The following is a 24,461-nucleotide window of genomic DNA, read 5'->3' as shown; positions in this document are numbered from 1 at the left end:
TGCTAGGCCCGCCGCTGTGAGCCGCCTCGTGCGCAGCTTCGTGGCCGGGGCCGACGAGGTGGACGACCTGCTGCGCCCCCGCGACGACATCGTGCTGGAGCGGCCCGCAGGCACGACCGGCGCCGGACATCGCTTCGAGCTCGCGCACGGTCCGTTCACCAGCTACTCGCGGCTGGTCGAGGTGTCACTTGCGTCGCCACCTCAGTCCGCAGGGCAGCGCCACCCGCAAGACGGCACCGCAGCCCGCCATCGGGTCACCGAGACGGTGGAATGGCGGCTGGCGGTGCCGTGGTTCGGCCCCGCGCTCAACCCGGCAATCCGGCGTGCGATGCGCAAGGGGCGCACCGGCGACGGCACCCAGCCCGTCTGGGCGCCCCCGCAGCGCTTCACCCCACGCGCGGCGACCGTCATGGCCGCCCTTGCGGCGGCGGCGATGCTGAGCGGCTACTTGGCCAATGCGCCCTCGGAGCTGCACACCTATGCCGCAGACGAATTCGGCGCCGACCAAGCGGCCCAAGGGGTACTGGGGGCTGTGGTGCGCATCGGCACGCTGCTCGCCGTCGGTGTGTCGGTGCTGGCTGACCGGCACGGCCGCCGGCGCATCGCCGCCGGCACGATGGGCGTCGGCGTCGCTGCTGCCGCGCTCGCTGCGTTGGCACCGGACATGGTGTGGCTGGGAGTGTTCCTGCTGATCGGACGCACGGCGAACACGGCACTGAGCGCGACGATCGTGGTGATGGCACTGGAGGAGATCCCCGCCGGTGCGAGGGCGTGGTGCCTGTCGGTGCTCGCCATGTCGGCCGCACTCGGCGCAGGCGGGGTGGTCTGGCTGGCACCGATATCAGACCTCGCTCCATGGGCGTGGCGAATCGTGTTCGCCTTGCCGCTGGCAGCGCTGGCGGCCGCACGACCGTTGCTGCGGCGACTGCCGGAGAGCCGACGGTTCGATCAGCGCGGACGCGAGGCGCGGATGCGTCAGTACTGGCGGCCGATAGCGCTGCTCGGTGCCATCTACTTGGCGTTCGGCTTGTTCCTGGGCCCGATCGACTGGTTCCGCAACGAATACCTGCGAGACGAGCACGGCTTCAGTGCTGCCTTGGTCTCGCTGTTCGTGCTGAGCACGGCAACACCGGCCGGCATCGCGCTCTATGCGGCGGGAAGGCTCGCCGAGTCGCGTGGCCGTCGCATCGTCCTGACTGTCGCCGCGGTGCTGGGACTCGGCGCGCTGGTGGCCATGTTCAACCTGTCCGGCCCTGCCCTGTGGGTCGCAGGCCTGGCCGGGGCGATGCTGTCGGCTGGACTGCTGCCGGCGCTGGGCGTGTACCGCGGCGAGCTGTTCCCGACTGCTGTACGAGCACGTGCCGCGACGCTCACCGGCGCGCTGGGCGTCGGCGGCGCCGCGGTCGGCATCGTCGTCGCAGGCCGGCTGCGAACCATGTGGGGCAGTTTCGGCGAGGTGATCGCGCTGGCGTGGGCGGGGCCGCTGCTGGCGACGGCGATCGCCGTGCTGTGGCTGACCGAGCGCGGCGGACAAGAACTCGACCAGCTGCATCCCGCCGACGCAGCAGCCTCGCACGCAACGCCCTGGTCTTCGCATGCCTGACCGACATCGGGCCAAGCCACGAACTGCCCGCACGGAGGCCGGGACGCGCAGCGTCGAAGCGCTGCTGCTGACGCCCGGTGCCGGAGGCAGCGCCGAGCATCGCACGCTGGTCGACATCGAGGCGGTGCTGCGAGAACGCATGCCCGTGCGCCGGCACGAATTCGCCTACGGGCGGTCCGGGCGGCGGGCGCCGCCACGAGCGTCCAACGTCGCCGAGGAACTGAGCAGCGATCTGCCGCAGATCGCTGCCGAACTCGGCGTGCCGCAGGATCGTCTGGCCATTGGGGGACGTTCATTCGGCGGGCGCGTCTGCTCGATGGCGGTAGCCGGTGGCGCGGTGAGCGCAGGGCTCGTCCTGCTCAGCTACCCGCTGCACCCGCCGGGCCGGCCGGAGCGGCTTCGCAGCGACCACTTCGGTCGGATCGGCGTGCCGTGCCTGTTCGTCTCGGGCACGAACGATCCCTTCGCCACGCCCGACGAACTGCGCAGGCACACGCAGGCGATCGCCGGGCCGGTCACGCTCGGCTTCGTCGACGGTGCCGGGCATGATCCCAGCACGGTTGCCGCGCGCCGAACGGTGGTCGACCAGGTCGGGCTCTGGCTCGACCAGCCGGCCGGCTGAGCATCCCGGCAGCCGAGTCCAGCAGCTTCAGGGAGGCGCCCTGGCTCAGCGTCCGATGCGGCCGACAACCATCTTGGCAATCTCCAGACTCGAGGTGGCTGCGGGACTCGGTGCGTTCAGCACGTGGGTGCTGCGTTCGGCATCCACCACGGCGAAGTCGTCCTCGAGTTCTCCGGTGTGGTCCATCGCTTGAGCGCGCACGCCCGCCTCTGCGCGAACCAGGTCCTCGGCCGTGATGGCGGGCACGAGCCGCTGCAACGCCGTGGTGAACGCGGCCTTGCTCAGCGAGCGCCACACCTCCCCAGCGGCAGTGCGCCAGTGACGCCGCGCCAGCCGCCACAGACCGCGGTTGGCGAGGTGCTCGCGCAGCTGTGCCCGGCTGATGTCGTGCCATCGGTAACCCTCGCGGGCAAGGGCCAGCACCGCATTCGGGCCGGCGTGGATGGCGCCGTCGATCATCCGGGTCAGATGCACGCCCAAGAACGGGAAACGAGGGTCGGGCACCGGGTAGATGAGGTTCCGCACGAGATGAGACCGTTGCCGCACCAGCTCGTAGTACTCGCCGCGGAACGGGACAATCCGATAGCCGCCCGCAGCCCCGGCGAGGTCCGCAACCTGATCGCATCGCAGACCAGCGCAGTTCACCAGCCACCGGGCTTCCACATCGCCGCGAGACGTGGTGATGCGAATGCCGCCGGCTGCGCGGGCGAGGCCGACGACCGCAGTGCCGGTGCGCAGTTCTCCGCCGGCTGCGCGGATGTCGTCGATGAGCGCTCGGCACACTGCGCTGTAGTCGACGATGCCGGCGCCCGGCACCAGCAGCGCCTCCACGCCCGCACAGGCGGGCTCGAGCTCAGCGAGGCGAGAGGCGTCGATCCGTTCCGCGACGACGCCGTTGCGCGCCGCGCGCCGCGCGAGCGCTGCCAGCCGATCTCGCTCCGACGGCGCCACGGCGACGATGACCTTGCCGCACACCTCGTGCGCGATGCCGCGCTCGCGACAGAACTGCACCATCGAGCTGCGGCCGGCAACTGCCAGCGCGGCCTTTGCCGAACCGGGCCTGTAGTACACCCCCGAGTGCAAGACGCCGGAGTTGCGTCCAGTCTGATGCAGCGCCGGCTGCGCTTCGGCCTCCAGGACAAGCACCCGACGGCCCGGATGATCGGCCAAGTAGCGGTGCGCGGTGGCCAGACCGATGATGCCGGCACCCACCACGGCGAGGTCAACGCTGGCCGACAAATTCTCAGCGCTGGTCATCGAGGCGAAGCTAACCAACCGGCGTCGTCGCGGTCGAGCTCGCCCGACGGCGTCACGAGCGCTGCGGTCGTGGGCCTCCGGCGACGGCAGCACTATGGTCAGCCGCAATGAACCACCATCGCAAGTCCCGCGGCGGGCGGAGCCGCGTCAACGGCACCGATCTCAGCCGACAAGCACCCGACCGCAACTTGGCGCTGGAGCTGGTGCGCACGACTGAAGCCGCGGCCATGGCGGCCTCACGCTGGATGGGCCGGGGCGACAAAGACGGCGCGGACGGCGCCGCGGTGGACGCGATGCGCGTCGTGCTGTCCACCGTGCCGATGGACGGCATCGTGGTCATCGGCGAGGGCGAGAAGGACGACGCGCCGATGCTGTTCAACGGCGAGATGATCGGCGACGGCAGCGGGGCGCTGACCGACGTTGCGGTGGACCCCATCGACGGCACCACCTTGACCTCGCTCGGGCGGGGCAATGCCATCTCGGTCATCGCAGTCTCCCCGCGCGGGACCATGCTCGATCCCGGGCCGTGCGTCTACATGGAGAAAATCGCCGTCGGTCCCGATGCCAAAGGCGCAGTCGACCTGCGACGCACTCCCACCGAGAACCTTCGCGCCATAGCCGAGGCCACCGGTCAGGGTCTGCGGGACCTCACCGCCGTGGTGCTCGACCGCGACCGCCACAGCGAGCTGATACGGGAGATCCGCGAGAGCGGCGCCCGCATCCGGCTCATTCCCGACGGCGACGTGGCCGGCGCCATCTGTGCTGCGGCAAGCGACACCACCGACGTGCTCTTCGGCATCGGCGGAACGCCCGAGGGAATCATCTCGGCGGCGGCGCTCAAGTGCATGGGCGGCGAGCTGCAAGGCCGGCTGTGGCCTCGCAACGATCACGAACGTCAAGCGGCCATCGATGCCGGCTACGACCTCGGCCGGGTGCTGCACATCGACGATCTCGTGCAATCCGACGATGTCTTCTTCGCCGCCACCGGCATCACCGACGGCGAGTTGCTGAACGGCGTGAAATTCGCTGCACACCGTGCCACCACCGAATCGCTGGTGATGCGCTCTCGCAGCGGCACGGTACGTCACATCCAGGCCACTCACGACATCGACAAGCTCAGTGCCTACGCCGCCGTCGACTTCACCTGAGCCATGCCCGGCCAGAGCAGCCACGGCCAGAGCAGCCACGGCACCGGGGCTGCCGTGCCGAGGACCGAGTTGAGCATGAGCGAACTCGAGGAGGGCACGGTCGCCTGCATCGACTTCGACAAAGTCGCACAGATCGGCCGCGACGAGCATCAGGTCGTGCCCGTCGTGCTGCAGGACGCGGACAGCGGCGAAGTGCTTTTCGTCGGCTACGCCAACGAGGAGGCATTGCAGCTCACGTTCGAACGCAACAGCGCCGTGCTCTACTCCACGTCGCGCAACGAGATCTGGCACAAAGGCGCGACCTCTGGCGACACGCTCACGCTGGTGGAGGTGCGGGTGAACTGCGAGCAGAACTCGCTGCTCTACCGGGTGCGGCGCGACGGCGGCGGCGCGTGCCACACGCGCGATGCCACCGGCTCATCGCGCCCGAGCTGCTACTACCGTGCTGCGGAGAACCTACGACAGCTGCGCCACCGGGACCGCTGAGTCCGAGTCTGCCGAACCGGCCGCTGCGATCTTTGCCAGCCACTGTGCGCTGATCAGGCCCAGTCCACCATCAAGCCCAGCCCCGGATCAGGCAGCTTCGGCCACCGCGAGACGCGTTTGCGCCCACGCCAACGCGGTCTTGGCATCGTCGTCGTCGCCATCAGCTGCCAGCGCTGCTTGGGCCGCTTCGAGGTCTGCCTGCGCAACGGCGACGTCGATCTCGTCGGCCGCATAGGCAACATCGCTCAGGATGGTCACGACATTGCTGCTGACTTCGACGAAGCCGCGGTTGAGCGCCAGCGTCACGACGCCGTCGGAGGCCCACAGCTGGGTCTGGCCCACGTCAAGCGCTCCGATGAACGCCGCGTGCTGGTCGAGAAAGGCGATGTCGCCGTCGACGGTGCGAGTCACCACTTGGCTGCACTCGCCGCTGAACAGCACCGCTTCGGGCGAGACCAGCTCAACTCGCATCGCGCTCAGCCTGCATCGGGCCGTCGTGCATCGGCTCGGTCTCGCTGTGGGTCCATCGCTTAGGCCCCTGCTTGGGCCAGATCGCGAGCCTTGGCCATGGCCGACTCGGCATTGCCGACATTGAGGAACGCCTGCTCGGGCAGGTCGTCGAGATCCCCGTTGCACAGCATCTCGAACGATTCGATGGTCTCGGCGACGGGGACGAAGATGCCCGGCAGACCAGTGAAGACCTCTGCCACGAAGAACGGCTGACTCAAGAAGCGCTGGATCTTGCGCGCCCGGTCGACGGTCACGCGATCCTCCTCGGACAGCTCGTCGAGGCCGAGGATGGCGATGATGTCCTGCAGTTCCTTGTAGCGCTGCAGAATCTCTTGGGTGCGCCGTGCCACTTGGTAGTGGCGGTCTCCCACCACCTCAGGACTCAAGATGGTGGAAGTGGAAGCGAGCGGATCGACTGCCGGGTAGATCCCCAGCGAGGCAATCTGACGGCTCAGCTCGGTGGTCGCATCGAGGTGCGTGAACGTGGTGAACGGCGCTGGGTCGGTGTAGTCGTCCGCAGGCACGTACACCGCCTGCAACGACGTGATCGAGTGCCCCGACGTCGAGGTGATGCGTTCTTGCAGTTCGCCCATCTCGTCAGCCAGATTTGGTTGGTAGCCGACTGCGGAGGGCATGCGTCCGAGCAGGGTGGACACCTCCGAGCCTGCCTGCACGAACCGGAAGATGTTGTCCACGAACAGCAGCACTTCCTGGCCCTGCACGTCGCGGAAGTACTCCGCCATCGTCAACGCAGACAGGGCCACGCGCAGCCGCACGCCCGGCGGCTCGTCCATCTGGCCGAACACGAGCGCCGTCTTGGACAGCACACCCGACTCTTCCATCTCGAGATACAGATCGGTGCCCTCGCGGGTGCGCTCCCCCACCCCGGCGAAGACCGACACGCCGCCATGCTGCGATGCGACGCGGTTGATCATCTCGGTGATGAGCACCGTCTTTCCCACGCCGGCCCCGCCGAACAGGCCGATCTTGCCGCCCTCCACGTAGGGTTCCAGCAAGTCGATCACCTTGATGCCCGACTCGAACATCGTCGCCTTGGGCTCCAAGGTGTCGAATGCCGGCGCCGGTCGGTGAATCTCCCAGCGGCCGGCGATGTTCTCGGTGTCTTCGGTGATCTCGGCGCCGTCGAGCGGCTGGCCCAGCACGTTGAAGATGTGGCCGAGCACGCCGTCGCCGACCGGCACGGTGATGCCCTGGCCGGTATTGACGACCGTCATGCCGCGGGTCAGCCCGTCAGTGGCCCTCATCGACACGATGCGGACACGGTTGTCGCCGATCTGCTGCGCAACCTCGCCGGTGATGGTGACCGGCTGGCCTTCGAGTTCGACGTGCATCTCGACGGCAGTGTTGATCTCTGGGATCGCACCGGGCGGGAACTCGGCATCCACGACCGGTCCGGCTATGGCCACAACCCGGCCGTCGGCGTGCGCTGACGCCGATGCGTTGGTGCTCGCCTCGGCTGTGCTGGCCTCGGTCAGGGTCATAACGGTCACTCCTCGCGGCAGATGAGAGGCTGGGCGGGCTTACCCGCGTGCACGGAACAGGTCCGCGGTGCGGGCTTCGATGGTGTCTGAGAGCAGGTCGACCTCGTCGCCGGAGGTCTGCGCGAGGGCTTCGGCGCCGCCGACAATCTCCATGATCTCGGTGGTGATGGCGTCTTGGCGAGCGCGGTTCATGATGCGGGTCAGGTTGATCTTGAGGTCCTCGGCGTTGTCCGTGGCTGCCTTCATGGCACGCTGTCGGGCCGCGTGCTCCGATGCCGAGGCCTCGAGCAGCGCCGAGTAGAGCCGGGCCTCGGCATAGCGCGGCAGCAGTCGTTCGAGAATGGCGGCCGGCTCAGGCTCGAACTCGTATCCGCCCGCGGGACCGTCCCCAGGCGAACCAGCGCCTGCCTCGTCTGGGCTGACACCGTCCACCTCCAGCGGCATGAACGGCACGATCGCCACGGACTGGTTGCCCATGGAGTGGAACTGTGTGTAGGCCAGCATCACACGCTGACAGCCGTTCTCGAACAGCGCGGTCGCCGCTGCGGCGATCTGCTGAGCGTCGGCGTAGCTGGGCTGATCGCTGAAGCCCTCGAAGCCGGAGGCGATGCGATAGCCGCGGAATCCGAAGTAGCCCAATGCCTTGCGTCCCGCCAGCACCAGCTCGTAGTCGCGGCCTCCCGCGGTGTCGGCTGCAATGGCGCGTTCGGTGGCTCGAAGGACATTGTTGTTGTAGCCGCCGCAGAGTCCCCGGTCCGCGGCAAGCGCCACGTAGGCGACCTTGGCGACCTCGACAGGCTCACGCAGGAGCGGGTGGTCTGCTTCGCCGCCGGCCGAGGCCAAGTTGGCGATCACCGCAGTCACCTTGTCGCTGTAGGGACGCGCGGCACGCACCCGTGCCTGTGCTCGCACGATGCGCGAGGCAGCGATCAGCTCCATGGCGCGCGTGATCTTCTTGGTGGCGTCGATCGACCTGATGCGACGCCGAAGGATGCGCTCCTGACCGCTTGCCACCGGCGCTCAGCCCTCCGTCGAGCTCTCGCCGGCGGACTCGAGCTGGCTGCCGTCGTTGGCCGTGCCGGAGGCGACGAACTGGGCGGTGAATGCCTCGACGGCTGCCTGCAACGCGGCTGCTTCGACCTCGCCGGAGGTGCGGATGTCCGACATCAGCGCGCTGTGCCGAGTGCTCATGTAGGCCAGCAGCTCAGCCTCATAGCGACCGACGTCGGTGACTTCGATGCCGTCGACGTAGCCGTTCGTGCCTGCGTAGATGACCACCACCTGCTCTTCCACCGGCATCGGCGAGTTGAGTCCCTGCTTGAGCAGCTCCACGAGTCGGTAGCCCCGGCCGAGCTGAGCAGCAGACACCGCATCGAGCTCCGAGCCGAAGGTGGCGAAGGCCTCGAGGTCGCGGAACTGGGCGAGGTCGATCTTGAGGGTGCCGGCCACGCTCTTCATGGCTTTGGTCTGGGCGGCGGACCCCACTCGCGACACCGAGATGCCCACGTCCACTGCGGGCCGCACGCCGGACTTGAACAGGTCGTCCTGGAGGTAGATCTGACCGTCGGTAATGGAGATCACATTGGTCGGGATGTACGCCGACACGTCGCCCGCCTTGGTCTCGATGATCGGCAGAGCCGTCAACGAGCCCGCGCCGTTGGCGTCGGACAGCTTGGCGGCACGCTCGAGCAGCCTGCTGTGCAGGTAGAAGACGTCGCCTGGGTACGCCTCGCGGCCCGGCGGGCGGCGCAGCAGCAGCGACAGCTGCCGGTACGCCTCAGCCTGCTTGGACAAGTCGTCATAGACGATGAGCGCGTGATCGCCGGTCTCCATCCAGTGCTGGCCCATGGCGCAGCCCGCATAGGGCGCCAAGTACTTGAACGGCGCCGGGTCCGACGCGGGCGCCGACACCACCACGGTGTACTCCATGGCGCCACGCTCGCGCAGCGTGTTCACGACCTGAGCAACCGTCGAGCCCTTCTGGCCGATGGCCACGTAGATGCACTTCACGCCGAGACCAGCCTGATTCAAGATGGTGTCGACAGCCACGGAGGTCTTGCCGGTCTTTCGGTCGCCGATGATGAGCTCGCGTTGGCCCCGACCGACCGGCGTCATCGAGTCGATGGCCTTGATGCCCGTCTGCAGCGGCTCGTGAACGGGCTTGCGGCCCATCACGCCAGGCGCCTGAATTTCCATGCGTCGCTCGCTGGCGCCAGTGATCTCGCCTTGGCCGTCGATCGGCTGGCCCAGCGCGTTGACGACGCGGCCGAGCACTGCATCCCCGACCGGGACCGACAGGATGCGGCCGGTGGCTCGCACCGCCTGGCCTTCCTCGATGTGCTCGACGCTGCCAAGCACCACCGCGCCAATCGAATTCTCGTCGAGGTTCAGGGCCAAGCCGACGTCGCCGCTGGCGAATTCGAGAATTTCGTTCACCGAGCAGCCTGGCAGGCCCGACACGCGGGCGATGCCGTCACCGACCTCCAGAATGCGGCCGACGGTGCCGGCCTCGATCGCCGGGTCGAAGCCCTCCAGGTTCCGGCGAATTGCCGAGGTGATGTCGTCAATATTGAGGCTCAAGTCGGTCACGACAAGCGCTCCTTCATCTGGTCGAGCCGAGTGCGAACCGAGCCGTCGAAGACCGTGTCGCCGATCTGGGCGCTGAGCCCTCCGATGATCTCGGGGTCCACTACGACATGGACGGTTACGTTGCGTCCGCTGGCCTGGCTGAGCGCTTCGGACACTCGGGCGATCTGCTCATCGGTGAGCGCTACGGCAGATCGGACTTCAGCCAGTGCGCCTCCCCGACTCGCCGCCGCCAACTCCAAGGCCTCGGCTGCCACAGCGTCGATGTCGCCCCCGCGACCGGCACCGACCAGAAGTGCCACCACGTTGAGGGTCACCGGTGACGCCTGCGCTGCCAGCAGATCCTCGACGATGCCGATGCGGCGCGATGCCGGGACCGAGCGGTCAGCGAGCACGCGGCGCAGGTCTTCGTTCGCGGCGGCAGCCCGGCCGACAGCGGACAGCTCGTCGGTCACGCGATCGAGCTGATCCTCGGCCTGCGCGATGGCCACGACTGCGCCTGCGTACCCCTCGGTTCGCTCGCTCATCGGTCAATCCTGGTCATCAGTTCAACTCCTGTCCCGGTCCAAGGCCGACCGTCCCCGCTGGATGGGCGCGGCCCAAAGGAGAGCGCGGTGAGGCTCAGTTGCCCACCCGTGCGATGTAGTCCTCGATCAGCCGGGCATGCGCCGCTTCGTCGATGCTGGCGCGAACCACCTGCTCGGCGGCGCCCACGGCGATCGACGTGATGTCGGCGCGCACCTCAGCCATCGCTCGCGCACGAGCCGCCTCGATGTCGGCATCGGCCTGGGCCCGTCGCTCGGCGATCTCTGGTTCGATGGCCGCAAGACGCTCCTGGCGAACTGCCTCGGCAGCTCCCTTGGCTTCCTCGATGATGCGCGCTGCTTCTGCATGTGCCTCGGCCAAGCGCGAGTCGTACGCAGCGCGCAGCTCCTCGGCTTCGGCTTTGGCGCTCGCGGCGGCATCCAAGTCGCTTTGGATGCGTTCCGTGCGAGCCTCCATGGCCCGACGAATCGGCGGCAGCGCCAGCTTCCACATCACGATGAGGAGAATGACGAATGCCGCCGTTCCCCAGATCACCTCGTTCCACTCGGGAACGATCGGATTGGAGCTGGCCTCGCCCTCGGTCGCGGCGAGCAGCCCTCCTGCTGTCGCGGAGTTCACTGCCGCCTCCTACGCGAAGTTGAGCAGGATGAACACCACGAAACCGATGAGCGCCAAGGCCTCGGTGAACGCGATGCCCAAGAACATGGTCGTGCGCACCATGCCTGCTGATTCGGGCTGGCGTGCCATCGCGGTGATGGCGTTGCCGACGACCAGGCCGATGCCGACGCCCGGACCGATAGCCGCGAGGCCATAGCCGAGGCCGGCGCCGAGCGCCTTGAGGCCGTCGAGTGCGGTGTCCGCTTGTGCAAGCAAGTCCATTACTCGTGTTCTCCTGTGTTGTGCTGGATCTTGGGTCAAGTGCCGCAGCGCCGAGGCGCTCGGTGGGAAGGTGCTGGGGTCTTAGCTCAGTGCTCCGGATGGAGCGCGCCGCCGATGTAGACGGCGGTGAGGATCGTGAAGATGAACGCCTGCAAGAACGCCACGAGAATCTCGAAGGCGGTCAGGCCGATGAGCACCACGAACGGCGCCCACACGATGGCGAACAGGGGGCTCGTGTCCCACAGCGCCGCTGTGAGCACGCCGAAGGTGACCAACAGCAGGTGTCCGGCCAGCATGTTGGCGAAGAGCCGCACCGCGAGGGAGAACGGCCGCACGAAGAACGTCGAGACGAACTCGATCAGCGCCACCAGCGGCAGCAGCGCCTTGGGCACCCCGGGCGGGATCACTACGTTCTTGAAGTAGCCGAAGACCCCGTGGTGCTTGATGCCGACAGCGTTGAACACCACCCAGACCAGCACGGCCAGCACGGCAGGCATCGCCATGCGGGCGTTCGCCGGGAAGTGAATGAACGGGAAGACCTCGGTGATGTTGGAGAAGAGGATGAACAAGAACAGCGACATCAAGAACGGCAGGTAGCGAAGGCCGTCAGGCCCGATGGTCTGCATGATGACGTTGTCGCGGATGAACTCCGTCGACGTCTCCGCCACCGTCTGGATGCCGCGCGGCGCGGCCATGACCTCGGCGCGCTCGTAGCGGCGCTTGGCCATCACGAACATCACCACCGGAGCGACGAGGGCGAAGATGTAGATGATGCCGACCTTGTTCAGCGCGAATGGCGAGTCGTCCAACCCGGGCAGGATGTTCGGCCACTCCAAGAGGTGCCCGATGTCCGGGAAGTACAGCGCTAGCAGGTTCACTGGTGCTCCTTGCCGGGACGTTGAAGATCGAGGCCTGGGGCTGCGAGCCGCAGGGAAACATAGCGGATCTCCCAGACAAGCAGACCGATGTGGCCCACGCCGATGGTGATCGTGAGCGGCACGGGCTCGAACGAGCCCAGCTGGGCAGCGCCGAGCACGATGCCGGCGAGCAGTGCGAGCCGCACGACGAACCCCCCCAGCGCGGCCCCCATGAGCGCATACGGCGATGTGCGGGCACCCCATGCCAGCAGCGCCGCCGCTGCAACCAGATTCCCGACGACCAGCCCATAGCCGAGCGCTGCCGACAATGCGCCGCCGAGGCCCCAGAGGAATCCGCTGACGACCACCCAAGCGGGAAACACCCACAGACTGCGGCGCGCCATGTCGTGGGCGATGTCGCGCTCGAGGGCGGCACCGGGGCGTGTCTGCAGGCCCGGCGTGCCATTGCGCGCCTCGCCCGCTTCGCGAAAGGTCGACGCAGTCATGACAGACCGGTCATGGCTGACCAAGCGTCGCGGCAGTGTCGGATTCCAGCGATACGCCTGTGGGCAGCGATGCCGAGTCGTCAGCGCCTGCCCCGCGGTCGATGCTGCGGCGTTCGGTGGGCCGCCCGGCGGCGATCTCCTGTTCATGGACGTGCATGCGTTCTGCGTAGCGATACCACTCCACCAGCAGCTTTCCGATGAACGCGACCATGCCGAAACTCAGCGCGAGCCACGGCCCCGTGCCCCACCAGCGGTCCAGTCCGAATCCGGCCGCTGCGAAGAGTGCCGGGGTCATCACGATCTCGATGGCTTTCGCCAAGCCGTCTTCGCTGCCGGTGCCGGTGCGGTTGCGGGGAGCGCGCGCCACGTGGACAGGCTAGGAGCGTCAGCGGTCGTAGGGCGGGAATGCAGCGCAGAGCTCGGCGACTTCCGCGCGTACCTGGGCAATGACGCCAACGTCGTCGGGCGCCTTCAGCACGCGTGCGGTGAACTCAGCTATCTGGGCCATCTCGGAGGGCGTCATGCCTTGAGTGGTCACCGACGGTGTGCCCATCCGCAGGCCGCTGGTCACGAACGGCGAGCGCGGGTCATCGGGTATCGCATTGCGATTGAGCGTGATGCCGGCCGCGTCGAGCGCCTCTTGGGCCGCCTTGCCGGTGAGATCGGGATCGAAGGTGCGCAGGTCGATGAGCAGCAGGTGATTGTCCGTGCCGCCGGTCACCAGCCGGAAGCCATGACTGCCCAGTGCATCGGCGAGCGCTGCCGCATTGGTCACGATGCGGGACTGGTAGGCGGCGAAGTCGGGCCGTGCCGCTTCGGCGAATCCGACGGCCTTGGCCGCCACCGCGTGATCGAGCGGTCCGCCTTGGCTGCCCGGGAACACCGCCGAATCGATGCGCTTGGCATATTCCTGCGTACACAGGATCGTTCCGCCGCGGGGTCCGCGCATGGTCTTGTGCGTCGTGAAGGTGACGACGTCGGCGAACGGCACCGGGTTCGGATGCACGCCGGCCACGATCAGGCCCGCGATGTGCGCTGCATCGAACATGAATGCAGCGCCGACCTCGTCGCACACCTCGCGAAACGGCTTGGGGTCGATGCGGCGCGGGTAGGCCGTGGCACCCGCCACGATCAGCTTGGGCCGGTGTTCACGAGCCAACTCGGCCATGGCCTCGTAGTCGATTCGTTCGTCGCTGCGAGTCAGTCCGTAGCTGACGAAGTCGTAGAGCTTGCCGCTGGCATTCACCGGCGACCCGTGCGTGAGATGGCCGCCGTGATCCAAGCTCATGCCCATCACGGTGTCGCCGATGTCCAGCAGCGCCAAGTACGCCGCAGCATTGGCCTGCGACCCTGAATGGGGCTGCACGTTGGCGTGCTCAGCACCGAAGAGCTCCTTGATGCGGTCGATGGCGAGCTGCTCGGCTGCGTCGGCGTGGACATTGCCGCCGTAGTAGCGGCGACGCGGGTAGCCCTCGCTGTACTTGTTGGTGAACACGCTGCCGGTGACTGCCATCACTGCGGGCGAGGCGAAGTTCTCCGAGGCGATGAGCTGCAGCGTGGTCATCTGGCGCTCCAGCTCGGCGTCGAGCAGGGTGTCCATCTCGGGGTCGCCGCGCTGCGCCCAGCGGGCCGCACGCGGCGGTGTACCGGCGCGCCCTATGCCATCGATCTTGCGCAGTCGAGGCTCGTGGCGGCCGCCCTCGAATGAGGCTTCCAAGAAAGCGCCCAGCGCGGCAATGGCGAGCTTCGGGTCGATCAGCCGCGCGCCGAAGCAGACGACGTTGGCGTCGTTGTGCTGCCGGGCCAGCCGGGCCGAGGTCTCGTCGTGGACGGTCGCGGCGCGGATGCCGGGCACCTTGCCGGCAGCTATGGCGATGCCGATGCCGCTGCCGCACACGGCCACGCCCAGCTCGGCAGTACGCGCTGCGACCGCCTCGCCCACCGCCGCGCCGTAGTCGGGGTAGTCCACCGGCGCCGGGCCGTTCGTGCCGAGATCGACGACGTCACAGCCGGCAGTGCGCAGGTGCTGTGCCAGCCGATCCTTGAGCTCCCAGCCGGCGTGATCCGCGCCCAGCGCGACGACCATGGTCTGAGCAGCGGACGGGTCGCCGTGTGTCACCCTGTGAGTCTCGCAGCGGTCGCCGCCGTTGCGACATGGACGGCGGTCGCCGCTCATCTGCCCGCCGCTCCATGCCGGCCGGATGTGGGCGGCACAGGTCCCTGCGAGTCGGATCCGGGCGCGCACGGCCGTGGCAGACCTTGAACTTCGAGCAGCTCGGCCCTCACCGCTCCGGCGCGCAGCACGACCAGCGAGTCTGCAGTCACGTCCACCACCGTGGAAGCGGTGCCTCCGGGCGCTCGTCCTGCTATGATTCTCCCGGGCACGTCCGCTTCGCTCGGGCCTTCGAACAGCAACGCCGCCGCTTCAGCCGCATCAGCCGGAGTGGGCAGACCGTGCCGGTTGGCGCTGGTGCCGGTGACCGGACCGACCTCGTCGATCAGCCAGCGCAGCCAGCCGAGGTCCGGCACGCGAACCCCCAGCGTCTCGCGGCCGTGCAGCGGGTCGGGGCCGCCTCGGCGTTCGGCGACCAGCGTCAGGCCGCCGGGCCAATGTCGCCGCGCCAGCGTTCGGGCAGCTTCGTTCAGCTCGACGAGTTCTTCTGCTTGGGCCAGTCCGGAAACCAGGATCGGCATGGGTTCACTGCGAGGGCGCCGCTTGATGTCGCACACACGGGCGACGGCTTCGGCATCGCCGTAGCGGGCCATGATGCCGCAGAGCGTGTCGGTGGGCGCAACGACGCAGTCGCCCGCCGACAGACGTTCAGCGGCGAGACGCAGCTGAGCCTCGTCGGGTTCGGCGCGCGGGCGCGAGGCGACCAGCGCTCGGTCCAAGCCCGCCAAGTCCTGCTCGATGCGGATGTGGTCGTAACCGCGCGACGACGCCAAGGCCGCGACCGCGGCCGACTGGGTCGCGGCCAGTTCCAGCACCAGCAGGCCGCCGGGCGCCAGCCAGCCACGTGCGTCTCGGACAATGGTGCGCAGCGCGCTGAGTCCGTCGGGCCCTGCGTACAGCGCCGAGTGCGGCTCCCAGTCGCGGACTTCGGGCGCCACTACGTCGCCGTCTGCCACGTAGGGCGGATTGGAGATCACCAGGTCCAGACGGCCTCGCAGAGACTCTGCGGCACCGGTCTCGGGGTGTCGAAGGTCTGCTGTCGCGAGCGCCTCGAACCAGTCTCCGTGATGCAGCGTGATGCGGGCGGCCGCACTCGCCACACCGGCCAGGTTGGATGCCGCCAACGCCAGCGCGTCGTGCGAACTGTCGGTGGCGAACACCCGGGCGGCTGGCACTTCGTGTGCGATCGACAGGGCGATCGCTCCGCAGCCGGTGCCCAGATCGGCCACGTTCGGCACGGCGTTGGGTCGACGGCTGCCAGCCGCAGCGAGCCAGTCGATGGCGATGCCCGCGACCGTTTCGGTCTCCGGTCGCGGGATGAGCGCCCGCTGGTCCACTGCCAGCTCCAGGCGGCGGAAGCCCCAGCTGCCCAGCACGTACTGCAGCGGCTCGCCTGCTGCTCTGCGGGCGGCCATGGCATCCGCGTGAGCGACCATGCGCTTCGTCAACGGCATTGCAGCACCCGACACGACGCCGGCAGCGCTGCAGCCGCCGGCTTGCGCGGCGATGCGACGTGCGCTCACCTCCGGCTCGGGCACGCCCGCTGTTGCGAACTGCTCGCTCAGCCCGCGGTACAGCTCGCCCAGCGTCAGCACCTCGGCGCAGGTCATCGCACGTGCCGAAGCGTTGCCCGCGGTGCGGTCACCCGACGCCGGCGGCAGCTGCTGCGAGCTGCGCGGCGCGCTCGGCGCTCGCGAGGGCGTCGATGATCTCGTCCATGTCGCCGGCAAGCACCCGGTCCAACTTGTGGAGCGTCAGCCCGATCCGGTGATCGGTCACGCGATTCTCCTTGAAGTTGTAGGTGCGAATCTTCTCCGACCGGCCGCCGCCGCGAACCTGATCCCGCTTGTGGGCCGCGAGCTCCGCGGCGTGAGCCGCCTGCTGGCGCACGAGCAGCCTGGAACGCAACACCCGCATGGCCTTCGCCCGGTTCTGCAGCTGGCTCTTCTCGTCCTGCATCGACACCACGACCCCGCTGGGCTTGTGGGTTATGCGCACCGCCGAGTCGGTGGTGTTCACGGACTGGCCGCCGGGACCTGACGATCGAAACGTGTCCACGATGAGATCGTTGGGATCAATCTCGACGTCGACCTCCTCGGCTTCGGGCAGCACGCTCACGGTTGCCGACGAGGTGTGGACACGTCCGCTGGACTCGGTCACCGGCACACGCTGCACCCGGTGCGGCCCGCCCTCGTGCTTCAGTCGCCGCCACACGTTGGGGCCCCGCACAGCGAAGGTCACGTTCGTGAAACCCCCCATGTCGCTGTGCTGGCTGCCCAGCAGTTCCATGGACCAGCCAGCTTGCGCCCCCACATAGGCGCGATACATGCCGAAGAGGTCCCCTGCCCAGATGTTGGCTTCTTCGCCACCTTCGGCGCCCTGGATCTCGACGATGACGTCGCGCTCGTCGTTGGGGTCCGGCGGCAGCAACAACAGGCTCAGCCGCTCGTCGAATGCCGCGGCCTGAGTGGTCGCGGCCTCGAGCATCGCTGCCGCCTCGTCGGCATCCGCGCCGACGCTGGCATCCAGCAGGTCCTTGGCGGCCTGGGAGTCAGCGCGTGCCTGCCGGGCCTTGCGAGCCACGTCAATGATCTCGGCGATACGCGCCAGCCGTCGGCCGAGTTCGGCGAAACGTGAACTGCCGGCGGCCGCAGCGCCCTCGCCCAGCTGACGCTCGAGTTCTGCTCGCTCCGCCTCGAGCGCATCGAGTCGCACCGATTCGACAGCACCCAGCACGCGCTCAGGCTAGGAGACGGCCCTCCAATCGTCGTCGATCTCAGCGAGCTGCGCAGGCCGGCTCAGCCGCGCAGCCATGGATCTGATGACGCTGTGCGCGTCGCGCTTGGGAAGCGCGACGGTCAATGCGGCGTCGGGATCGAGGTACTGGCGGGCATCGGCTGCGAACGGCACGACGTCGAGGTCGATGCCGACGCACGCCACCACCACGAGTCGGCGGCCGCGGGGGGTCACGCCGTAGGCCACCGCCGGCGCTCGGTCCTTCGGTCCGCTGCGCGCGACCGGCGGCGGTGCAGCCCGCAAGCGGCTCGCACCGGCGAGACCGGGACTGCGCACGAGCAGCGAGCGAAGCCAGCGAGCTGCCGCCAAGCGATTGAGCGGGTGCGGCGGCGCGCCTGGAGAACGATGCGCCCGCACCGCCTCCGCGACCCGCCGAAGGGCGCCGGGCGTGGGTTCGTCTGCGTGCAGCACCGAGAATGCCTCACGATCGTGGGTGCCGACTCCTACCTCAACGCGCCAGCCGGGGCAACGACGGGCTGCATCGTCGCCGTCGTCCCATTCGCCGTTCTCGCCGCAGGGTGGCGGCGTCTCGACGATGCGGGCAACTTCGAGGCCCTCGATCTCGCCGGTGATCACGCCGTGCTCAGCGACCACCTCCACCCCCGCGTCGGCCAGCAGCGCGACCAGTTCGGGCACGCGGGGCGGGGCCGGCCCGACGAGCCGCAACGCCGGTTCCGCCGGTGTGGCACCCGCCCCTTCGACCGCCCAGACGGAGGGCGGCGGCACGAAACACGCGGCCCTCCGAGCGAGCACGTCGCTGTGATGCTCAGCGAAGACATGCACGTCGTCGCAGCCGGCACGAACGGCCAGCGCCAAGGCGCCCCCGAGCGCCCGCTCGGCGTGTTCTTGCGCAAGGCTCACCACTGCGGGTCGACGGCCCACGGTGACCGCCAGCGCGCCGTCGACCGTGCCCGTGACCTCGGTGACCTCCAGGCCGAGCACGTTGCGGGCCAATGCGCGCAGCTTCGCCGCATGCAGCACCCGAATGCGCTCAGGATCCAGCGTCACGTCAACCAAGAAGAGCTGGACATGCCGACAACTGCACTGGCCGTGCCGACAAGTGGGCAGCGTGACGACGTGTCGAGACGAACCCGTGCAGACACCACATCGACAGTGCATCCACGGGCGCGATGCCTGCCTGCGGCGAGGCGCGTTGCCACTAGCAGCGCTCCATTCCTTGCGGCGCGGACTTCAGACAAGCTCAGGAACGGTGGAGTCTCGGTCTGTCCCGCGCATCTGCTGCGTCGAGTCGCCTAGCCAGCTCTCAACTCCCGGACCGACGCGCGCCACCGGTACGACCGCAATGGAGGGTGTGTCATAGCTGTGGGTGGCGCCGATCACTTCCATGACTCGATCGACGCGGGCTTCGACAGTCTTGAACAGCACGATGTGCTCCTGACGGTTGACCAGCTCGCCGTCCCACCAGAAGACACTGGTAATCGGCCAGGTCTGGCCTGCAGCAGCGAGGCGTTGCCGCACCACCTCGCGGACGACAGCTGCTGCTTCGTTTGCTGACGGACAGCTCACCGTGACAATCACAGGTTTCATGGCTCATTGTCCCTGCGGGCGCTCATCGGATGCTCGGCCGGCAGCTCGTCGGTGTTGCCGTGCGCCTTCATCAGCCTGTCCACATCGCCCTGAGGGACTTCTTCGGCGTGGAGCATCTGCATGGCCAGCTGCTCCTGCCAATCCGATGCTAGGCGACCCGTCGCCCGCCACTTGCGCACGGTCGCCACATCAAGTCTCCGTTCCAGCCTGCATGCCTCGTGGATCAGGCCCCGAAGCGCATCCGAGAGCTTGCCTGCTGCTTGCAGAGCTCCCGGGCCCGGAGTCGAATCTCTCTCGATATCGGACATCAACCCACGGATCCGCGAGATGTCCGCCCACACTCGCCTGCGCTGATCGTCTTCGAGTCGACGGCGGTGACGGCGTTCGAGAACGTACGGCACCAAACCAAGTGCAGCAGCCAACAGCGGAACCCAGATATCTGCCACACCGCTCATCAGCGGGTTGTCCCGCTCATGTCTGTGCCGCCACAGCCGCTTGCGTCTGCGCTGTTCGAGTTCAGCGCCTTCGCTTCCGCTGGCCGTAGCGCCGCTCGAAGCGCTCCACGCGGCCCGCCGTGTCGACGATCTTCATCTGCCCGGTGTAGAACGGGTGACTGGCGCTGGACAGCTCCACGTTGGCCAGCGGGTAGGTGTTGCCGTCCGACCACTCGATGGTGTCGCTGGTCTCGATCGTGGACTTCGTGAGGAAGGCGAAGTCCGCACCGGCATCTCGGAAGACCACCGGCCGATAGTTCGGATGGATGTCGCTCTTCATCGTGATCCCTAGCTAGCAGCCCGGATTGGGGCCGGCGTCGATGGCAGTGATACGTGATGTCGAATGGCGCGAGACGCCCACGACACCGCAGCGCAGTCTAGGGTGCCGAGACTCGCAGTGTGCCCGGTCGGGAGCAGCCTGCACCAGATCGAGTGACGATCAGCGGTGATCGCCGAGGCTGAAGCTGCGACCGCGGTCGAGACGAAGCTCGCCCGAGGCCACCGCCAGTTCGCCGATCCCGGGCGCGTCGTCGTCGAGCGCGATCTCGAGGTTCGCTGCCTCGCGCAGCCGCGCCGCGACGAGATCGTCGACCTCGCTCCCGGTGGAGGTGCGCACCGTCGCCACCATCGTGATCGAGCCGGCCTCCTCCAGATTGCGGCCGGCGCCGAAGAACCGCAGCGTCGAGATGACGGCTGCCGCGACTGCATCTGCGGACTGGTGACGTCCGCTGCCAGAGGCATAGGCACGTGCGAGACGTGTCAAGCCGTCGAAGAGGATGACCACGTCGGCACCGTCCTCGGCCATGCGCTTCGTGCGTTCCAGCGTCAGCTCCGCCACGGCGAGGTGCTCGTCAGGAGACCGATCGAAGGTCGATGCGACCACCTCGCCCGAGGTCTCAAGCCTGCGGCGCATCTCCGTCACGTCTTCGGGCCGCTCAGCGATCAGCAGCACCAGCAGGTGTACATCGGGATGCCGGTCGCCGATCGCTGCGGCCATGGTGGCGATCAGCGGGGACAGCGAGCGTGTGCCGCCTGCGGTCAGCAGACCGCGAGAGCCCAAGCCGACCGGCGCGATTGCGTCGATCACCGCGAGCTGATGGACACCCGGCTCGGACGCCAGCGACAGCGCTTCGGACGGCAGCACTGGCGTGAGGAGATCGAAGTGCGGTCGATCCGGCTGCTCGGGCGGCGGCTCGCCATTGAGCGTGTCCAAGCGCAGCAGTGCGGGATTCCGCTCGCTGCGAGCCGCCGGCCGGCTGATGCCGGTGATCCGGTCGCCGCGGCGCAGATCGTGCTGGCGCACCTGCCGAGCGGCTACGTAGACGTCGTCCGCTGACGGCAGCGGGCCGTCGGTGCGCAGGAAGCCGTAACCCTCCTCACGCAGATCCAAGAAGCCGTCGCAGTGTACGGTCTCCCCGAGGGCCGGGGCGTCGTCTCGACCGCGACCGCGCCGACGACTTCGACGGTTGCCTTCCTCGGCTACCTGCGCTTCGGCCTGCTGTTCATCGCCGAACTGTGCCTCAGGGCGGGTCGTCGGCGAGTCTGGTCGGTTGCGCGGCTCCCGTTGCGGCGTCGCGTCATCTGCATCCTCTGCTCTCGAAGTCTCCGCGCCGGTGGCGACGGCCGGCTGCTGCGCCGCGTCGTCGGTGTGCATCGGCGCGGGTGTCCGAGTGCGCTTCGTCACCGTCGGCCCATCGGCTTCACGGCCCATCGGCAAGGTGGCTTGCAGGTCCGTCTCGCCGGTCGCTCCGGCGGTCGGCGCACCGTGAGCGCCATCGGACGCGTCGGTGCCGTCGGGCGCAAGGATGGCGCTGACGATGGTGCCCTTGCGAGCGCGTGCGGGAACTTCCACGCCCAGCGCCGCTGCGATCTGCAGCAGTTCGTCGCGCTCCTTGGATTCCAGCAATGCACGATCCGGCGTGTCCGACATAGCTACCTCTGCAACTTCGGCCTGCTGTTGAGGCGCCGCCTGGGACGCGAAGCGAGTCGGCGCTTCCAGGGGCGAGCCTCGGCGCCCGACCCGGCGATCTGGTCACGTGGCGCTCGAACGAGCCTTGCACGAGTGAACGGTGGATCGGGTGCCGACGCTACCGCCGCACTGCCGAGACCGCTACGCCATGACAGCCGCGGCAGAGACGAAATCGCGGAGCGCGGCGAGGTCGTTCGGCAGCGGTGTAGCCCGCTCTTCACGCTCGGCCAGTGCAGCCAGAGCCGGTGGGAACTCGGGCCTGCGACCGGTGGCTGCGTGTACCGCTTCGCCGAATTTGGCGGGATGCGCGGTGGACATCACCGCCATCGGGGCGGTTCCGCCTCGGACGCCAGCGTCTCTGCGCGCGACAGTGAGCGCCACCGCGGTGTGGGGATCGATGAGGCGAGCTTGCGACGCGTCGACGGCTGCAATCGTTGCCGCCACCTGCGTCTCGCCGGCCGAGCCGGCATCGAAGCCTGCTTGCAGCCCTGCCCACACATCAGATGACAGCGTCAGCGAGTCTTCCGTGCGAAAGCGCGCCATGTCGGCGGCCAGCGCATGACCTCGGCGACCGCCGAGGTCGAACAGCAGACGCTCGAAGTTGCTGGGCACGCCGATGTCCATGGCCGGACTCGTCGAGGGCCGCGTGGCGCGGACGGACATCTCCCCCGTACGGCATGCACGAACCAAGATGTCATTGTGGTTGGTGGCGATAATCAACCGGTCGATGGGCAGTCCCATGCGACGAGCCACGTCGCCGGCCAGGGCGTTGCCGAAATTGCCGGTCGGCACACAGAACGAGACAGTCCGGCTCGGAGCGCCCAGCGCGACGGCGGTGGTCACGTAGTAGACGGCCTGAGCAGCGACGCGTGCCCAGTTGATGCTGTTCACTGCGCCCAGCCGCAGCCGCTCGCGGTACGGCCGGTCGGCGAACAGCGCCTTCACCAGGTCCTGGCAGTCGTCGAAGGTGCCCTCGATGGCCACGTTGTGAATGTTCGCACTGGTCACCGTGGTCATCTGGCGTCGCTGCATCTCGGTGACCCGTCCGGCTGGGTGCAGCATCACTACCGAGATGCCTGCCCGATCCCGGCAGGCGTCGATGGCCGCAGAGCCGGTGTCGCCCGACGTAGCGCCCACAACGGTCATGGTGTCGCCGCGCCGAGCCAGCTCGTGCGCGAACAGCCGTCCGAGCAGCTGCAGGGCGATGTCCTTGAACGACAGCGTCGGACCCCAGAACAGCTCGACCAAGTACTCGCCGGCCGCCAGCGCGCTGACCGGTACGACATCGTCGTGGCTGAAGGCGGAGTACGCGTCGCTCACGAGCGGCGCCAGCTCGTCGAGGCTCAACGACGGCGCCACGAACGGGGCGAGCACTCGGGTCGCCACCTCGTGGTAGTCGAGAGCGGCAAAGTCCCTCAGGTCGCTAGTGCTGAGCACCGGAAGCTCGCTCGGCACGTACAGCCCGCCGTCGGCGGCCACGCCCTCGAGCAGCACGTCGCCGAATTCCAGCTCCGGGGCGTCGCCACGGGTGCTGAGGTAGCGCATGATCGCTGCGATACGCCGCTGCGGCTATTCGCCGATCACGCGGATCGCATTGCCGACACGCCGGACGACGCTCAGTTCGCGCACGTCCCGCAAGGTCGCGGCCACGTCGGCTTCGCGAGCCCGATGCGTGATGAACTCCAGATGGGCGACATCGTCGGTCGCACCGCCGCGGGTGGTCTGCTCGACGGAGCGGATCGACACACCATGTTGGCCGAACGCTCCTGAGACGGCGGCGAGCACACCGGGGGCATCAGCGACGTCGAACTGCAGGTGGTACGCGGTGAACGTCTCGTCGATGGGACGCAGGCGCGCGGCGCAGAGCGGGCCGAAGCTGTCGCAGACGCCGCGCCGGAGATTCTGCGCGACCCGAATGAGGTCTCCCAACATGGCGCCTGCCGTCGGGAAGCCGCCCGCGCCCCGCCCGTAGAGCATCACATCCCCGACAGCCTCGCCTTCGAGGAACACGGCATTGAAGGCATCCCGTACCGATGCCAGCGGGTGGTCGAGCGGCACCATGGCAGGATGCACCCGCACGGCAATCTCGCCGTTCTGGCGTTCGGCCACGGCGAGCAGCTTGATGACGTGGCCCATCCGCGCCGCTGCTACGATGTCGCGTCGTCCGATGCGGCTGATGCCTTCTTGGTGGACGTCGCCGGCCACCACCTTGGCGCCGAATGCGGTCATGGCCAAGATCGCCGCCTTGGCGCCGGCATCCGACCCCTCCACATCTGCGGTCGGGTCCGCCTCGGCGTAACCCAGTCGCTGCGCCTCGCCCAGGACTTCGGCGTAGTCGGCACCGTGTTCGGTCATGCGCGTGAGGATGAAGTTCGTCGTGCCGTTCACGATGCCCATCACGCGGGTGATCCGCTCGCCGATCAGCGAGTGGCGCAGCACGCCGATGAGGGGGATGCCGCCCGCGACGGCCGCCTCGAAGGCGAGGTCCACGCCATGGTCCTCAGCCAACGCGAACAGCTCCTCGCCGACGTTGGCAATGAGCTCTTTGTTGGCGGTCACTACCGGCTTGCCGGCGCCGAGCGCCGCGGTCGTCAGATGACGGGCCGGCTCGATGCCCCCCATCGCCTCCACGACGATGTCCACGTCGTCGGCTGTCACCAGCGATTCGCTGTCGCGGGTCAGCACGCTCGGCGGCAGCTCCACTGACCGTTCTGCGCTGAGGTTGCGCACGGCGACGCGAGCAATCTCCAATTCCAGCCCGGTGCGGCCTCCAAGGTGCGCTGCGTCACGCTGCAAGAGCGCGACGAGCGCTGCGCCCACATGTCCGCAGCCCAAGATGCCGACGCGCAGCGGGCGCTGTTCGCCGATTGACCGGCCTGTGTCAGAGCTCGCCGGTGAGGCAGTGTTCTCGACGGCGCCGGGCACGGCCGAAACGGTACCGGCGGTGCTGCCGCACCCGAAGGCGCAGTGCTTCAGCGC

General features: G+C 68.3%; 25 protein-coding genes. 4 read left to right on the top strand and 21 right to left on the bottom strand.

Features of this window, described 5'->3' with window-relative positions; all coding sequences use genetic code 11:
* The first annotated feature begins 16 nt into the window (after window positions 1-16).
* Entirely contained in the window at window positions 17-1,603 is a 1,587-nt protein-coding gene (locus ACOGI4_RS06255; protein ID WP_419840828.1) for a hypothetical protein, read from the top strand.
* Window positions 1,596-2,225, top strand: coding sequence for an alpha/beta family hydrolase (locus tag ACOGI4_RS06250; protein WP_419840827.1), 630 nt, complete (start codon window positions 1,596-1,598; stop codon window positions 2,223-2,225). The genes ACOGI4_RS06255 and ACOGI4_RS06250 overlap by 8 nt, the downstream gene beginning before the upstream one ends.
* Before the next feature lie 45 nt (window positions 2,226-2,270).
* Here the strand turns inward: ACOGI4_RS06250 and lhgO are convergent, their stop codons facing one another.
* Entirely contained in the window at window positions 2,271-3,482 is a 1,212-nt protein-coding gene (gene lhgO / locus ACOGI4_RS06245; protein WP_419840826.1) for an L-2-hydroxyglutarate oxidase, read from the bottom strand.
* Between the two features lie 107 nt (window positions 3,483-3,589).
* Between lhgO and glpX the strand changes: the two genes are divergently transcribed.
* Entirely contained in the window at window positions 3,590-4,630 is a 1,041-nt protein-coding gene (gene glpX / locus ACOGI4_RS06240) for a class II fructose-bisphosphatase (protein ID WP_419840825.1), read from the top strand.
* 75 nt (window positions 4,631-4,705) lie between these two features.
* The gene (locus ACOGI4_RS06235) at window positions 4,706-5,116 is read left to right on the top strand and encodes a phosphoribosyl-AMP cyclohydrolase (RefSeq protein ID WP_419840824.1); all 411 of its coding nucleotides are present in this window, start codon (window positions 4,706-4,708) and stop codon (window positions 5,114-5,116) included.
* Window positions 5,117-5,203: 87 nt separating this feature from the next.
* On the opposite strand, the gene atpC is transcribed toward ACOGI4_RS06235, so the two are convergent.
* The 20 genes from atpC to ACOGI4_RS06135 form a co-directional block, all read right to left on the bottom strand.
* Window positions 5,204-5,587: an ATP synthase F1 subunit epsilon gene (atpC, locus tag ACOGI4_RS06230; RefSeq protein WP_419840823.1), complete on the bottom strand. Its 384-nt coding sequence runs from the start codon at window positions 5,585-5,587 to the stop codon at window positions 5,204-5,206.
* A gap of 59 nt (window positions 5,588-5,646) precedes the next feature.
* Window positions 5,647-7,128 (bottom strand): F0F1 ATP synthase subunit beta, encoded by a 1,482-nt coding sequence (gene atpD / locus ACOGI4_RS06225; protein ID WP_419840822.1) that lies wholly within the window; start codon window positions 7,126-7,128, stop codon window positions 5,647-5,649.
* Between the two features lie 39 nt (window positions 7,129-7,167).
* Window positions 7,168-8,142 carry a F0F1 ATP synthase subunit gamma gene (locus ACOGI4_RS06220; protein ID WP_419840821.1) on the bottom strand — a complete coding sequence of 325 codons (975 nt, stop codon included), beginning with the start codon at window positions 8,140-8,142 and terminating at the stop codon, window positions 7,168-7,170.
* A gap of 6 nt (window positions 8,143-8,148) precedes the next feature.
* Entirely contained in the window at window positions 8,149-9,717 is a 1,569-nt protein-coding gene (gene atpA, locus ACOGI4_RS06215) for a F0F1 ATP synthase subunit alpha (protein WP_419840820.1), read from the bottom strand.
* Window positions 9,714-10,241, bottom strand: a complete 528-nt coding sequence (gene atpH / locus ACOGI4_RS06210; protein ID WP_419840819.1) for an ATP synthase F1 subunit delta — start codon at window positions 10,239-10,241, stop codon at window positions 9,714-9,716. Before atpH ends, atpA begins: the two co-directional genes overlap by 4 nt.
* A gap of 94 nt (window positions 10,242-10,335) precedes the next feature.
* On the bottom strand, window positions 10,336-10,878 hold the full coding sequence (gene atpF, locus ACOGI4_RS06205; RefSeq protein ID WP_419840818.1) for a F0F1 ATP synthase subunit B: 543 nt from the start codon (window positions 10,876-10,878) through the stop codon (window positions 10,336-10,338).
* A gap of 9 nt (window positions 10,879-10,887) precedes the next feature.
* The gene (gene atpE / locus ACOGI4_RS06200; RefSeq protein WP_419838197.1) at window positions 10,888-11,139 is read right to left on the bottom strand and encodes an ATP synthase F0 subunit C; all 252 of its coding nucleotides are present in this window, start codon (window positions 11,137-11,139) and stop codon (window positions 10,888-10,890) included.
* An 86-nt stretch (window positions 11,140-11,225) separates the two neighbouring features.
* Window positions 11,226-12,017 (bottom strand): F0F1 ATP synthase subunit A, encoded by a 792-nt coding sequence (atpB, locus tag ACOGI4_RS06195; RefSeq protein ID WP_419840817.1) that lies wholly within the window; start codon window positions 12,015-12,017, stop codon window positions 11,226-11,228.
* Window positions 12,014-12,502 carry an ATP synthase subunit I gene (locus tag ACOGI4_RS06190; protein WP_419840816.1) on the bottom strand — a complete coding sequence of 163 codons (489 nt, stop codon included), beginning with the start codon at window positions 12,500-12,502 and terminating at the stop codon, window positions 12,014-12,016. The genes atpB and ACOGI4_RS06190 overlap by 4 nt, the downstream gene beginning before the upstream one ends.
* Window positions 12,503-12,512: 10 nt before the next feature.
* Window positions 12,513-12,869 (bottom strand): AtpZ/AtpI family protein, encoded by a 357-nt coding sequence (locus tag ACOGI4_RS06185; RefSeq protein WP_419840815.1) that lies wholly within the window; start codon window positions 12,867-12,869, stop codon window positions 12,513-12,515.
* Window positions 12,870-12,887: 18 nt separating this feature from the next.
* A complete protein-coding gene (gene rpiB, locus ACOGI4_RS06180) occupies window positions 12,888-14,621 on the bottom strand; it encodes a ribose 5-phosphate isomerase B (protein ID WP_419843050.1) in 1,734 nt (577 codons plus the stop codon).
* A 53-nt stretch (window positions 14,622-14,674) separates the two neighbouring features.
* Entirely contained in the window at window positions 14,675-16,285 is a 1,611-nt protein-coding gene (prmC, locus tag ACOGI4_RS06175) for a peptide chain release factor N(5)-glutamine methyltransferase (protein WP_419843049.1), read from the bottom strand.
* A 31-nt stretch (window positions 16,286-16,316) separates the two neighbouring features.
* On the bottom strand, window positions 16,317-17,411 hold the full coding sequence (prfA, locus tag ACOGI4_RS06170; RefSeq protein WP_419843048.1) for a peptide chain release factor 1: 1,095 nt from the start codon (window positions 17,409-17,411) through the stop codon (window positions 16,317-16,319).
* A gap of 9 nt (window positions 17,412-17,420) precedes the next feature.
* On the bottom strand, window positions 17,421-18,479 hold the full coding sequence (locus tag ACOGI4_RS06165; protein ID WP_419843047.1) for a hypothetical protein: 1,059 nt from the start codon (window positions 18,477-18,479) through the stop codon (window positions 17,421-17,423).
* A gap of 183 nt (window positions 18,480-18,662) precedes the next feature.
* On the bottom strand, window positions 18,663-19,019 hold the full coding sequence (gene cutA / locus ACOGI4_RS06160; protein ID WP_419843046.1) for a divalent-cation tolerance protein CutA: 357 nt from the start codon (window positions 19,017-19,019) through the stop codon (window positions 18,663-18,665).
* Window positions 19,016-19,474: a hypothetical protein gene (locus ACOGI4_RS06155; RefSeq protein WP_419843045.1), complete on the bottom strand. Its 459-nt coding sequence runs from the start codon at window positions 19,472-19,474 to the stop codon at window positions 19,016-19,018. The genes cutA and ACOGI4_RS06155 overlap by 4 nt, the downstream gene beginning before the upstream one ends.
* A gap of 61 nt (window positions 19,475-19,535) precedes the next feature.
* Window positions 19,536-19,793, bottom strand: coding sequence for a type B 50S ribosomal protein L31 (locus tag ACOGI4_RS06150; RefSeq protein ID WP_419843044.1), 258 nt, complete (start codon window positions 19,791-19,793; stop codon window positions 19,536-19,538).
* A gap of 159 nt (window positions 19,794-19,952) precedes the next feature.
* Window positions 19,953-21,443 (bottom strand): hypothetical protein, encoded by a 1,491-nt coding sequence (locus tag ACOGI4_RS06145; RefSeq protein WP_419843043.1) that lies wholly within the window; start codon window positions 21,441-21,443, stop codon window positions 19,953-19,955.
* A gap of 180 nt (window positions 21,444-21,623) precedes the next feature.
* A complete protein-coding gene (gene thrC, locus ACOGI4_RS06140; protein ID WP_419843042.1) occupies window positions 21,624-23,027 on the bottom strand; it encodes a threonine synthase in 1,404 nt (467 codons plus the stop codon).
* A gap of 24 nt (window positions 23,028-23,051) precedes the next feature.
* Window positions 23,052-24,407: a homoserine dehydrogenase gene (locus ACOGI4_RS06135; protein WP_419843041.1), complete on the bottom strand. Its 1,356-nt coding sequence runs from the start codon at window positions 24,405-24,407 to the stop codon at window positions 23,052-23,054.
* Window positions 24,408-24,461 lie beyond the last annotated feature (54 nt).

The sequence above is a fragment of the Candidatus Poriferisodalis sp. genome (genome assembly GCF_965205175.1).
GTDB lineage: Bacteria > Actinomycetota > Acidimicrobiia > Acidimicrobiales > Poriferisodalaceae > Poriferisodalis.
The sequence above is the reverse complement of the archived record's forward strand: the minus strand, read 5'-3'. Positions and strand labels throughout refer to the sequence as shown.

What these genes read in the sequence shown, in the direction of transcription:
- atpC (WP_419840823.1), bottom strand. Translation starts at nt 5,587, where the DNA reads ATGCGAGTTGAGCTGGTCTCGCCCGAAGCGGTGCTGTTCAGCGGCGAG.
- cutA (WP_419843046.1), bottom strand. Translation starts at nt 19,019, where the DNA reads ATGAAACCTGTGATTGTCACGGTGAGCTGTCCGTCAGCAAACGAAGCA.
- glpX (WP_419840825.1), top strand. Translation starts at nt 3,590, where the DNA reads ATGAACCACCATCGCAAGTCCCGCGGCGGGCGGAGCCGCGTCAACGGC.
- ACOGI4_RS06150 (WP_419843044.1), bottom strand. Translation starts at nt 19,793, where the DNA reads ATGAAGAGCGACATCCATCCGAACTATCGGCCGGTGGTCTTCCGAGAT.
- atpH (WP_419840819.1), bottom strand. Translation starts at nt 10,241, where the DNA reads ATGAGCGAGCGAACCGAGGGGTACGCAGGCGCAGTCGTGGCCATCGCG.
- ACOGI4_RS06145 (WP_419843043.1), bottom strand. Translation starts at nt 21,443, where the DNA reads ATGTCGGACACGCCGGATCGTGCATTGCTGGAATCCAAGGAGCGCGAC.
- thrC (WP_419843042.1), bottom strand. Translation starts at nt 23,027, where the DNA reads ATGCGCTACCTCAGCACCCGTGGCGACGCCCCGGAGCTGGAATTCGGC.
- prmC (WP_419843049.1), bottom strand. Translation starts at nt 16,285, where the DNA reads ATGACCTGCGCCGAGGTGCTGACGCTGGGCGAGCTGTACCGCGGGCTG.
- ACOGI4_RS06155 (WP_419843045.1), bottom strand. Translation starts at nt 19,474, where the DNA reads ATGAGCGGTGTGGCAGATATCTGGGTTCCGCTGTTGGCTGCTGCACTT.
- atpE (WP_419838197.1), bottom strand. Translation starts at nt 11,139, where the DNA reads ATGGACTTGCTTGCACAAGCGGACACCGCACTCGACGGCCTCAAGGCG.
- lhgO (WP_419840826.1), bottom strand. Translation starts at nt 3,482, where the DNA reads ATGACCAGCGCTGAGAATTTGTCGGCCAGCGTTGACCTCGCCGTGGTG.
- ACOGI4_RS06235 (WP_419840824.1), top strand. Translation starts at nt 4,706, where the DNA reads ATGAGCGAACTCGAGGAGGGCACGGTCGCCTGCATCGACTTCGACAAA.
- ACOGI4_RS06250 (WP_419840827.1), top strand. Translation starts at nt 1,596, where the DNA reads ATGCCTGACCGACATCGGGCCAAGCCACGAACTGCCCGCACGGAGGCC.
- atpD (WP_419840822.1), bottom strand. Translation starts at nt 7,128, where the DNA reads ATGACCCTGACCGAGGCCAGCACAGCCGAGGCGAGCACCAACGCATCG.
- ACOGI4_RS06190 (WP_419840816.1), bottom strand. Translation starts at nt 12,502, where the DNA reads ATGACTGCGTCGACCTTTCGCGAAGCGGGCGAGGCGCGCAATGGCACG.